The organism is Mesorhizobium sp. M7A.F.Ca.MR.176.00.0.0 (assembly GCF_004023165.1).
Lineage (GTDB): Bacteria > Pseudomonadota > Alphaproteobacteria > Rhizobiales > Rhizobiaceae > Mesorhizobium.
Map to the genome: position 1 here is coordinate 1 of NZ_RZTC01000034.1, position 11929 is coordinate 11929.

8 protein-coding genes and 1 pseudogene are annotated in these 11929 nt (G+C 63.2%); 8 read left to right on the top strand and 1 reads right to left on the bottom strand.

Translation table 11 applies throughout. From position 1 onward, the window contains the following. The first annotated feature begins 118 nt into the window (after positions 1 to 118). The 4 genes from EOB59_RS13755 (at position 119) to EOB59_RS13770 (ending at position 3363) form a co-directional block, all read left to right on the top strand. A complete protein-coding gene (locus EOB59_RS13755; RefSeq protein ID WP_164895645.1) occupies positions 119 to 1120 on the top strand; it encodes an Ldh family oxidoreductase in 1002 nt (333 codons plus the stop codon). A gap of 240 nt (positions 1121 to 1360) precedes the next feature. After that, positions 1361 to 1642, top strand: coding sequence for a hypothetical protein (locus tag EOB59_RS13760; RefSeq protein WP_128288560.1), 282 nt, complete (start codon positions 1361 to 1363; stop codon positions 1640 to 1642). A gap of 197 nt (positions 1643 to 1839) precedes the next feature. Then, positions 1840 to 2292: a DoxX family protein gene (locus EOB59_RS13765; RefSeq protein ID WP_128288561.1), complete on the top strand. Its 453-nt coding sequence runs from the start codon at positions 1840 to 1842 to the stop codon at positions 2290 to 2292. Between the two features lie 93 nt (positions 2293 to 2385). Next, a complete protein-coding gene (locus EOB59_RS13770) occupies positions 2386 to 3363 on the top strand; it encodes a complex I NDUFA9 subunit family protein (RefSeq protein ID WP_128288562.1) in 978 nt (325 codons plus the stop codon). 27 nt (positions 3364 to 3390) lie between these two features. Here EOB59_RS13770 and EOB59_RS13775 read toward each other — a convergent pair whose 3' ends face one another. Then, on the bottom strand, positions 3391 to 4764 hold the full coding sequence (locus EOB59_RS13775; RefSeq protein ID WP_127270315.1) for a cytochrome P450: 1374 nt from the start codon (positions 4762 to 4764) through the stop codon (positions 3391 to 3393). 205 nt (positions 4765 to 4969) lie between these two features. Between EOB59_RS13775 and EOB59_RS13780 the strand changes: the two genes are divergently transcribed. The 4 genes and pseudogenes from EOB59_RS13780 to EOB59_RS13795 all read left to right on the top strand — a co-directional run. Beyond that, complete coding sequence (locus tag EOB59_RS13780) at positions 4970 to 5539, top strand: NADPH-dependent FMN reductase (protein WP_127381466.1); 570 nt, start codon at positions 4970 to 4972, stop codon at positions 5537 to 5539. A 91-nt stretch (positions 5540 to 5630) separates the two neighbouring features. Continuing rightward, positions 5631 to 8249, top strand: coding sequence for a caspase domain-containing protein (locus EOB59_RS13785; RefSeq protein WP_128288563.1), 2619 nt, complete (start codon positions 5631 to 5633; stop codon positions 8247 to 8249). A 161-nt stretch (positions 8250 to 8410) separates the two neighbouring features. After that, positions 8411 to 10882 carry a DNA topoisomerase (ATP-hydrolyzing) subunit B gene (gene gyrB / locus EOB59_RS13790; protein ID WP_127322107.1) on the top strand — a complete coding sequence of 824 codons (2472 nt, stop codon included), beginning with the start codon at positions 8411 to 8413 and terminating at the stop codon, positions 10880 to 10882. Positions 10883 to 11226: 344 nt separating this feature from the next. Continuing rightward, positions 11227 to 11929 (top strand): annotated as a pseudogene (locus EOB59_RS13795) (hypothetical protein); the annotation flags it as partial.

Below are 11929 nucleotides of genomic sequence, written 5' to 3' on the forward strand. Positions count from 1 at the left end.
GTAGGGGAGTAGCCAGCCACTATTCACGTTCACAATTCCATCCCCATTCGCTATTCACTGCTCACCATTCCCCTATTCCCCTATTCCCCTATTCCCTTACTCCCCTAGGATTGCCATCATGCAACTCAGTCTCGACCAGGCAAAAGGACTGTGCCGGATGGCGGCACTTGGCGCTGGCGCCAATGAGGAAGCGGCACAATCGCTCACTGCTTCGATCATATCAGCCGAGGCCGAAGGGCTTTCCTCGGTCGGTCTGTCGCATTTCATCGACTATCTCGAGGCGCTGGAAGCCGGACGCATCGACGGCAATGCCGACCCGGTGATCACCCGGCCGGCGCTTGCGGTCTATCTCTCCGATGCACGCCGGGGGCTGGCGCATACCGGCTTCGACCGCACCATCGACGACCTCGCCAAGGCGGCAAAGCTGTTCGGCGTCGCCATCTTCTCGCAGAAGAACGCCTATACATGCGGCGCTCTGGGCTATTTCACCGGCAGGCTGGCAGCACTTGGTCTGGTGTCGTTCGCCGCCACCAACGGCCCGGCCGTGCTTGCCGGCTCGGGCTCGGTCAAGCCGGTCTACTGCACCAACCCGATGTCGTTTGCCGCGCCTGCCGCCGACGGCGCGCCGCTGGTCATCGACCAGTCGTCGAGCGCCACCGCTTTCGTCAACATCCGCAAAGCGGCCGAGGAGGGCAAGACGATCCCTGAAGGCTGGGCGCTGGACGCCAGCGGCAACCCGACCACCGATCCCGCCGCCGCCATGAAGGGCGCAATGCTCGCCTTCGGCGGCCAGCGCGGCGCCAACATCGCGCTGATGGTCGAGGTGCTGGCGGCGGGCCTGTCGGGCGCCAACTGGTCGCTCGACGCGCCATGGTTCAGCGGTGGACCGGACAGCCCCGGCACGGGGCTGTTCGTGCTTGCTATCGAACCCAAGCTGCTCGATCCGGATTTCGAGCAACGAATGAAGGACCAGCTCGATCGGCTGCGGCGGCGCTTCGGCGTGCATGTGCCCGGTCGTGCCCGCGCAGAGGCCGCCGAGAAGGCGCAAGCGCGGGGCATCACGGCATCCAAGGCGGTGGTGCAGCGCATTTCCGAATTCGCCGCACGCTATTCTTCCTGAATAGTTTTTTATATCAAATAGTTATCTGAAATCTGCCCGCCGCAGGCGCGGCGCGGTGCGATTTTCTTTGCGCGCTGCTGAACCTTTCCGCGCCTTGCTGCGACCCAGCTTTGTCCAGGGCAAGGCGAGCTTGCCCGATCCACACCGGGAGAAGCAGCAAACCGAAATCGAAAGCCTGCATCACGCGAAGGCCGGTCCTTCGCGCCTCGGAAACCTCAACCCAAATCAAAGGAAATTGTCATGACCAACACCAAGATCACCATGCTGACCGCCGTCCTTCTGCTCGGCTCGTTCATGGGTGCCACACAGGCAGCCACCCTGAAGGCCGCGCCGGCCAAGCCGGCCAGCCCGGGTGTCATCGCCGCCCCGAGCGGCGGCGCCACCGAAGACCATTACTGCAAGAACGGCCATGCAAAATTCGCCAATTGCAGCGCCGATTTCGTCGCCGCCTGCAAGAAGGTTGGTGGCACCATGTCGGATGTTCAGGGCTGGGGTGGGCGTACTTGCTTCACGCCCTCCTGATACCGTCTCAGGTCAGGCCGCTCCGTCGGCCCCTGACTTCGCATGGATGTCACCCGGAAAACCCCGCTTCGGCGGGGTTTTCTGCGTTTTGATCGCACAACGAATAAAACATTCTTGTTTTGGTCAACTTTTGTTCATTTGACTTCGGCCGACCCGACCGGCCGTTTGCGCTAATTGAGCAAAACAGAGGAGCTATAATGTCGGCAAGCACGGACAACCCCCGCAACGCCCTTGTCATCCCGGTCCTTGGCAGGCTTTACGCGGCTCTGCACGATGGTGCCGAAACCGTTCTTCGCGTCGTCGCCGGCGGGTTTTTCGCCATCCATGGTTCGCAGAAGATCACCAATCCTTTCGGCGCTGCCGAGATGGTCGAGGGTCTCGGTTTCTATCCGGGCGCGTTGTGGTCGTTGCTTCTGGCCTGCACTGAATTCTTCGGCGGCATCTTCATTGCCATCGGGTTTTTGACGCGGCCGGCCGCCTTTGCCGGCCTGTTCGTGCTGCTGGTCACGGTCTGGTTCCACTGGGTCACGATGGACCAAGGCTATTCGGGCGCGGAAAAGTCGCTGCTTTGGGCGGCGATCCTGCTCTTTTTCGTCATTCGCGGCGGCAACCGCCATTCGGTCGACGCCCGTATGGGCAAAGCGTTCTGACAGGCTGATAGCGACGACGCGTCGCCCTTTGCCTTTGGCACGAAACGGATTATGAAACGGCTTCAGCCAAGCTTGCGAGCGCCGGAGCCAGCCATGACCGAAATCCTGCAGACCCCAAAGCTCGTCGTCGTCTTTGGCGGGTCAGGCTTTGTCGGCCGCCATGTCGTGCGCGCGTTGGCCAAGCGCGGCTATCGCATCCGGGTCGCCTGCCGGCGGCCCGATCTTGCCGGCCATTTGCAGCCGCTTGGCAATGTCGGCCAGATCCAGCCGGTGCAGGCCAATGTGCGCATGCGCTGGTCGGTAGACCGCGCCGTGCAGGGCGCCGACCACGTCGTCAATCTGGTCGCCATCCTGCATGAGAGCGGCCGGCAGAAATTCTCCGCCGTGCACGAGTTCGGCGCCCGCGCAGTGGCCGAGGCCGCACGCTCGGTCGGCGCCGGCCTGACCCACATTTCTGCGCTTGGCGCCGATCTGGACTCCGAATCAGACTACGCGCGCACCAAGGCGCTTGGCGAAAAGGCTGTGCTGGAGACGATCAAGGACGCCGTGATCTTCCGGCCGTCGATCAATTTCGGACCCGAAGACGGCTTCTTCAACCGCTTCGCCAACATGGCGCGCTATTCGCCGGTGCTGCCGCTGATCGGCGGCGGCCAGACCAAGTTCCAGCCGGTCTATGTCGGCGACGTGGCCGAAGCGGTGGCGCGCTCGGTCGACGGCAAGGTGGATGGCGGCCAGATCTATGAACTTGGTGGACCGAAGGTGCTCACCTTCAAGCAGTGCATGGAAGAGCTGCTCGACGTGATCGAGCGCAAGCGGCTGCTGGTGCCGGTGCCGTGGTGGGTGGCCAACATCCAGGCCTCGATCCTCGGCCTGTTGCCCAATCCGCTGCTGACCAAGGACCAGGTGACGCAGTTGCGCGAGCACAACATCGTTTCGGACGCCGCCAACAAGACCAACAGGACGCTTGCAGGGCTCGGCATCCAGCCGCAATCGATCGCGACGATCCTGCCCAGCTATCTCTGGCGCTACCGCGCCGCCGGCCAGTTCCAGCAACGCAAGCCTGCTGCTTGATTTATCACAACCGTCTGAAGCTGTGTCTCATGCCTGTCGCGGCGTGACCCGCATCGGCAGACCGCCTTGGGGCTGCGTGGTCAGTTTCTGTACCGGCCAGGGTTTGGTTTCGGCTGTCGTGTCGAAGCGGAAGCGCGACAGCATGATCGCCAGCGCGATGATCGCCTCCTGCATGGCGAAGCTGGCGCCGATGCAGACGCGCGGACCCGCGCCAAACGGCAGATACTGGAAGCGGTCGATCTTTTCGCGATTTCCCGGATGGAAGCGCTCCGGCAGGAAGGCATCCGGCCGGTCCCACAGTTTCCTGTGGCGATGCACGACCCAGGGCATCACCAGCACCGCGGCGTGCTTGGGGATATGAAGATCCTTCCACATTTCCGGTTCGATCGGCTCGCGGTTGATCGACGGCGCCGGCGGATACAGCCTGAGCGCTTCGTCGAAAGCCGCACGCGTGAACGGCATGGCATCGAGCCATTTCGTCGGATCGGGCTCGCGCGCCAACACCTGGTCGATCTCCTGCTCGACCCGGTCGCGCTCCCACGGTGATTCAGCCAGGCAATACAGTGTCCAGCCCAGCGCACGCGCCGTCGTCTCATGGCCGGCGCCGATGAAGGTGATGATGTTGTCCTCGACCTCGGCCCGCGTCAGCCCGTCGGGTCCCTCGGCCTTGAGCAGCAGCGTCAGGAAATCCTGCGGCACGGCATCGGGGTCGCGCTTGAATTTCGCTTCGCGCATCTTGACCGTATCGGTGACGATCTTGCGGAAATAGGCCATGGTCTTGCGGCCGCGGATACGGGTCAGCCTCGGCAGCCAGTCGGGCGCGCGCAACAGATCGAGCGGATCGACGCGACCCATGGTCTCGAACAGGCGGTCGATCTCGTTGGCGAAACTGCCGGGCTCGCCTGATATCTCGCCGGAAAACAGCGTCTCGGCCAGGATGTCGTAGGTGAGCAGCGTCATGTCATGGGCGATGTCGGACGTGCCGCCGTCTTCGTAGCGGGCGACGAAGTCCAGCGTGCGTCTCAGCATCGGCTGGGCGAAGCCGAAGATGTGGCGCGGCGTGAACACCGGCGCCATCGCCTTGCGCGACCGCTTCCAGACCTCGCCCTCGGCGGTCAGCAGGCCATCGCGCAGGATCGGCCGCAGGATCTTCTGACGCACCGTCGCCATCTTGTAGTTCCTGGCGTTGTCGACCAGCACATGGCGGATCAGGCCGGGATCATTGGCGACGATCAGATGTCCACCAACACCACTGGCCGAGATCCACGGCTCGTTGTAGGTGTGCTCACCCCACAATTCGAGCGGGTTGCGGTAGACGATGCGGATCATCTCCAGCGTCGAGGGCGGCGTGGTGCGCGGCTTCGGCGCCGGGGGAATGAAGGGGGCGGGCTGGATGTCCATGGGCTGCTCCGCTGATACCCCAATGTAGTGGCTGGCAATGCGGGCGTCCATGTGACCGAACGGCAGGCGCAAATATGCAGCCCGAGGCGTCACGGCAGGCGATCCGTTCAGCCGATTGTGACCGCCTCCATGGCGGTGCCGCCTTGTCCGCGGCCGTGCCCTGCCGTAGGTCACCAACAGATACCGCCAGACCTAGGAGCCCGCCTTGAAGCACCAGTTGAACATCATCATCGGCAGCACGCGGCCAGGCCGCGCCGGACCGGTTTTTGCCGAGTGGCTGGAGACGTTCGCGCGCGAGCATGGAAAATTCGAGCCGGTACTGACCGACATCGATACGTTCAAGCTTCCGGTGCTGGACGAACCGCACCATCCAAGGCTCGGCAATTACAAGAACGACCATACCAAGGCCTGGTCGAAAGCGATCGATGCCGCCGACGCCTTCGTCTTCGTGGCGCCGGAATACAATTATTTCGTGGCGCCGGCGATCGTCAACGCGGTCGATTATCTCTCGCGTGAATGGAAGTACAAGCCTGCAGCCATTTTCAGCTATGGCGGCGTCTCCGGCGGCCTGCGCGCGGCGCAAGCGCTGAAGCCGTTGCTGACATCGGTCGGCGTCATGCCGATCTCGGAAGGCGTCGCGCTGCCGATGTACCAGAAACTGCTCGATGAGAACGGCGCTTTCAACGCCAGCGAACAGGTGCAGGGCGGAGCCAAAACCATGCTCGACGAGCTGTTGCGCTGGAGCGAGGCTTTGAAGCCTATGCGGGTTGCCTGAAAACGCTGGTCTTCCGCAAAAAGCCCGGCTTGCTCATGGCATAAAGAGGTGGAATGTTTGCGCAAATGGACAAGCCGGGGGGCGGTTCGACTTGCGCTTGCTTTTTGCCTTGCTGCTGATGCTCATGAGCACCGCCGCCGCGGTGGCTGAGCGACGCGTGGCTTTGATCATAGCCGAGGACGGCTACCGCCTGGTTCGGCCGCTCGCCAATCCGGTCCATGACGGCGAGGCGATGGCAGCGGCGCTGAAGAAGCTCGGCTTCGAGGTCATCCTCGAAACCAATCGCGACCTGCGGCGAATGCGCCGCGCGCTCGACGATTTTCGCCTGGATGCCAAAGGCGCCGACGTGGCGCTGGTCTACTTCTCCGGCCACGGCGTGGAAATCTCGGGCGACAACCGGCTGCTCCCGATCGATGCCGACGCCTCCTCGCTCGATGCGCTGGAGAAGACCAGCCTGCCGCTGGAAGAGGTGCGCGACAGCGTGGCCGCCACGGCCAAGGTCGGCCTGATCATGCTCGACGCCTGCCGCAGCGATCCCTTTTCGGGAAGCAGCGGTGAAGGGCGCGGCGCGACATCGCTGGCAAAGGATGTCTCCGACAAGGTGAAGCCGGGTCTCGGCCGGATTGGCCGCGCCGAAAACATCCTGTTCGCCTTCTCCGCCGCACCGGGCGAGACGGCTGCCGACGGCACCGGCCAGAACTCGCCCTTCACGACAGCGCTGACCAAATATCTCGGCACCGACGGGCTCGAGATCCGCTCGGTGCTGACGCTGGTGCAGCAGGAGGTCTACGATTTGTCGCGGGGCAAACAGCTGCCTTACGTCGAGAGCGGCCTGCCGAAGCTGTTTTTTGCCGCGGCCGCCAAGCAACAATTGCCGGAGCGCGAGCGCCTGTTGCTTGCCATGGCCGACGTGACGCCGGAAATGCGCGGTGAGGTCGAGCAGGTCGCCAGCGATGCCGACATGCCGCTGGCGCCTCTCTACGGCGTGCTGATCAGCTCCGACGCCAGCCACCTTTCGGCGGACAGCCTGAATGCCCGGTTGCGCGAGGCGGCCGACGCCTTCGTCAAGGTGCGCGGCGAAATGAGGACGCTGGCCTCCGATGATCCGCAGGTGACGGAATTGCGCCGGCAGGCCGAGGAGCAGCTTTCGCTCGGCGCCTTCGATGGGGCTCGCGCCATCCTCGCAAAGGCCGCCGACATCGACAATGTTTCGCGCAACGCCTTGAAGGCCAACTTCGTCAACCGCACGCTGTCCGAGGCGGCGACGCGTTTCCTGTCGGGCGGTGCGGCGCGTGCCGACCTCGACTATGCCACGGCCATCAAGGACTATGAATCGGTGCTGGTCCTCTACGGCGAGGCCGGGCAAACCGATCTGACCCTGGACCAGGCCGACCGCCAGATCCGAACGCTGGACGAGCTCGGCAAGCTCTACACCCTTGTCGGCAACACCGATGCGGCAGGCCGCGCCTTTGCAGCGCTGGTGTCCAATCTCGAGCTGCGTTCGGCCCGGGAAACCGACCCGAGCGTCAAGCGCGATTTTGCCGTCAGCCACATCAAGCTCGGCAACATCAAGCTGGCGCAAGGAGACCTGCCGGAAGCGCTGGAAAACTATCGGACCGCCAGAACCATGCTCAGGGATTTGACCGCTGCCGAACCCGATCGGCTGTCATGGTTCAGCGACTTCGCCATGGCCGACGACAAGATCGGCAATGTGCTTGTGACGCAAGGCGATCTGGCTGGGGCCTCGCAGATCTACCAGGAAGGCTTGTCGGTCAAGAAGCAGCTTGCCGACAACGAACCGGAGCGCGCCGAGCTGCAGCGTGACCTGACCATCAGCTATGACGAGATCGGCGGCCTTGCCCGGGTCATGGGGCAACTGGACAACGCCCAGATGGCCAACGAGGAGAGCCTGAAGATCCGATTGGCATTGGCCGAAAAGAAGCCGCAGGATGCCGAACGGCAGCGCGATGTGTCGGTCAGCCATGATACGATCGGCGACCTCAAGCGCGAGCGCGGCGATGCGGCGGGCGCACTCGCGTCCTATAAAGCGGGCCATGCGATCGTCGAACAATTAGTGGGCCGCGACCCCGACAACAGTGAGTTGAAGCGCGACCTGTCTGTCGGCAACGCAAAGATGGGCAATGCGCTGAGCGATCAAGAGGACTGGCCGGCAGCCCTCGCCGCCTATAGGCAAGCCCTCTCGATAGCCCGCATGCTGGCGGCCAGTGACCCTGCCAACGCCGACTGGCAACGTGACCTTTCGGTCAGCCTGGAAAAGGTCGCCGGCATTCTGGCGATTCAGGGCGACCGCGCCGGAGCGCTCAAGGCCTATACAGACAGTTTCGCTATCGCCGACCGGCTGGCCAAGCTCGACCCTGCCAATGCCGACTGGCAACGCGACCTGTCGATCACTCTGTCCGAGATCGGCATGCTCAAGGCCAAGCAGCGCGACGTCAAAGGCGCGCGGCAGGCTTTCCAGGACAGTCTCGACATCCGCCAGAAGCTCGCCCGGTCCGACCCAAACAACGCCACCTGGCAGCGCGACCTGGTGGTTGCCATGATCGACTACGCTCAGGTCGCCAAGAACCCCAAGACGGTCCTTTCGCAGGCGCTGGACATGACGCTGGAGCTCGACCGCAGAGGGCGGCTGGCGCCGCGATACAAGTTCATGATCAAGTTTCTCAGGGACCGGCTGGCCAAAGTGAAATAGGGCCTGACGGGAGGCTGCCATGGACAGCCGGCTCATTCCCCGTGAAATGCCTGCAAACCTTGGAAAAACCGCCTTTTGCGCCTATATCTAGTGCATATCAGAGGCGCGATTCGGAGCGGGTTTTTCGCGCCGTGCAAGCGGCATCCAGACAACAGGTTTTCATGAGCGATCAGATCGACAACAACAACGGCGCTGAAGCCGAATACGGCGCCGATTCCATCAAGGTTTTGAAGGGGTTGGATGCTGTCCGCAAACGCCCCGGAATGTATATCGGCGATACCGACGACGGTTCGGGCCTGCATCACATGGTCTATGAAGTGGTCGACAACGCCATCGACGAGGCGCTGGCCGGTCACGCCGATCTCGTCACCGTGACGCTCAACCCCGATGGTTCGGTCACCGTGATCGACAATGGCCGCGGAATTCCGACCGATATCCACACCGGAGAAGGCATTTCGGCGGCCGAAGTGATCATGACGCAGCTGCATGCCGGCGGCAAGTTCGACCAGAATTCCTACAAGGTCTCGGGCGGCCTGCATGGCGTCGGCGTCTCGGTGGTCAACGCGCTGTCGGCGTGGCTGAAGCTGAAAATCCGCCGCAACGGCCAGATCTTCGAGATGAGTTTCACGCATGGCAATGCCGACGCGCCGCTGAAGGCGACCGGCAGCTATGAGCAGGACAAGCAGCCGGGCACCTATGAGGGCCGCAGCGGCAGCCAGATCACCTTCTTCCCGTCGGCCGAGACCTTCACCATGGTCGAATTCGACTTCGGCACGCTGGAACACCGGCTGCGTGAGCTTGCCTTCCTCAATTCCGGCGTGCGCATCATTTTGACCGATGCCCGTCACGCCGACGTCGTGCGCCATGAGCTGCACTATGATGGAGGCCTCGAGGAATTCGTCAAATATCTCGATCGGGTCAAGAAGCCGCTGATCGACAAGCCGATCGCCATCCGGGCGGAGCGCGACGGGATCACCGTCGAAGTGGCGATGTGGTGGAACGACAGCTACCACGAGAACGTGCTGGCCTTCACCAACAACATCCCTCAGCGCGATGGCGGCACGCATCTGGCCGGCTTTCGCGGCGCGCTGACGCGCCAGATCACCGGCTATGGCGAATCCTCCGGCCTGACCAAGAAGGAAAAGGTCTCGCTGATCGGCGACGATTGCCGCGAAGGCCTGACGGCGGTGCTTTCAGTCAAGGTTCCAGATCCGAAATTCTCCTCGCAGACCAAGGACAAGCTGGTCTCGTCGGAAGTCCGTCCTGTCGTCGAAGGCCTGGTCAACGAAGCGCTCGGCACCTGGCTGGAAGAACATCCGAGCGAAGGCAAGGTGGTCGTCGACAAGGTGATCCAGGCCGCGGCGGCGCGTGAAGCGGCGCGCAAGGCGCGCGATATCACCCGCAAGAGCTCGCTCGGCGTCACTTCCCTGCCCGGCAAACTGGCCGACTGCCAGGAACGCGACCCGGCGAAGTCCGAAATCTTCATCGTAGAGGGTGACTCCGCCGGCGGCTCGGCCAAAGGTGGGCGTTCGCGCCAGAACCAGGCGATCCTGCCGTTGCGCGGCAAGATCCTCAATGTCGAGCGGGCGCGCTTCGACCGCATGCTCGGCTCCGACATGATCGGCACGCTGATCACGGCGCTCGGCACCTCGATCGGCAAGGACGAGTTCAACGCCGACAAGCTGCGCTACCACAAGATCATCCTGATGACCGACGCCGACGTCGACGGTGCCCATATCAGAACCTTGCTGCTGACCTTCTTCTTCCGGCAGATGCCGGAGCTGATCGAGCGCGGCCATCTCTATATCGCCCAGCCGCCGCTCTACAAGGTGACGCGCGGCAAGAGCTCGCAATACATCAAGGACGAGAGCGCATTCGAAGAGTTCCTGATCGGCTCGGGACTGGAGGAAGCATCGCTTACGCTCGGCTCGGGCGAGGTTCGCATCGGGCAGGACCTGCGCGGAGCCATCGACGACGCACTGGCGGTGCGCCAGCTGATCAACGGCCTGCACACGCGCTACAACAGAGGCGTCGTCGAACAGGCGGCGATTGCCGGCGGGCTCAACCCGGACGTGTTCACCGATCTCGGCCGCGCCAACGCCATGGCGGAGCGGATTGCAAAACGCCTCGACATCATTGCCGAGGACACCGAGCGCGGCTGGACCGGCCGCATGTCGACCTCGAATGAAGGTGTCGGCGGCTATGTGTTCGAGCGCACGGTGCGCAGCGTCAAGGAATACGCGCATCTCGATCTGGCGCTGATCAATTCGGCCGACGCACGCCAGCTCGACCGCTACGCACAGCGCCTCAGCGAGGTCTACGGCTCGCCGCCGGTGCTGCGCCGCAAGGATGTCTCCGAAACCATCTCGGGGCCGCTGGCGATGCTCAATGCAGTCTTTGCAACCGGCCGCAAGGGCCTGACAATGCAGCGCTACAAGGGTCTTGGCGAGATGAATGCCGAACAGCTCTGGGAAACCACGCTCGACCCAAACGTGCGCTCGCTGCTGCAGGTCAAGGTCAATGACGCGACCGACGCGGACTCGCTGTTTTCGCGGCTGATGGGCGACGAGGTCGAACCCAGGCGAGAATTCATTCAGGACAACGCACTGTCCGTCGCCAATCTGGACATCTGATATCTGGTCTGTGACATTGGCGCTGTGCGCGCCAATTGTTCGCCGGCGGCAAGAAAATCATTTTATAGTCCGCCGGAACGGAAGTCCCCTTGGAGCATTGTGACAACATCGATCACGATTTCTAACAGGAGGCCTTCATGGGACGCGGCATTTTGCTCTGGTTGCTCGGCATTCCGATCCCGATCATCATTTTGATCATGCTGTTCGCGCGATAGGGGGCTGTCATGCAGTCCACCCTATCGGCTGTCGACGTTTCCGCCTCAACCGAATCCTCCGCCACCGCCGTAAGTTGGGGGCCTATCGTCGCCGGCGCCTTCGCGGCTTCGACGCTGACCCTCATCCTCATGCTGCTTGGTTCGGGGCTGGGGTTGAGCATGGTGTCTCCCTGGTCGGGGTCTGGCACAACCGTTACCACATTCGCGGTTTCCACCGCGGTCTGGCTGGTCATCGTGCAATGGCTGTCCTCCGGCCTCGGCGGCTATCTTGCCGGACGGCTGCGCACCAAATGGGTCGGCGTTCATACCGACGAGGTCTATTTCCGTGACACCGCCCACGGTTTTCTCGCCTGGGCACTCGCCACATTGCTCGTCGTCGGCGTGCTTGGCTCAGCGCTTTCCGCGGCGATCGGTTCAGGCGTGCAGGCGGTGTCCACCGTCGCGTCCGGCGCTGCCATGGGCGCATCGGCTGGGGCCTCGGCCAATGCCGGCACCCCGTCGGTCGACAATGCGACATCCTATCTGGTGGATTCGCTGTTTCGTCCGGCCGATCCGAGCAAACTGGCGGCCGCCAATCCGGACAGTGATGCCGCGGCGGCCGGGCAGGCCTCGCGCATCCTGATCGCCGGCGCCGTGGCGGGTGAAGTGTCGGCCGAGGACAAGACATATCTGTCGCAACTGGTCGCCGCCCGCACGGGGCTTTCCGAGGCGGATGCCAAGACGCGGGTGGATGCGGTCATCGCCAAGGCTCAGGACGCCAAGGTCAAGGCGCAACAGGCCGCCGACACCGCCAGGAAGGCCAGCGCGACCTTTGCGCTGCTTGGTGCGCTGT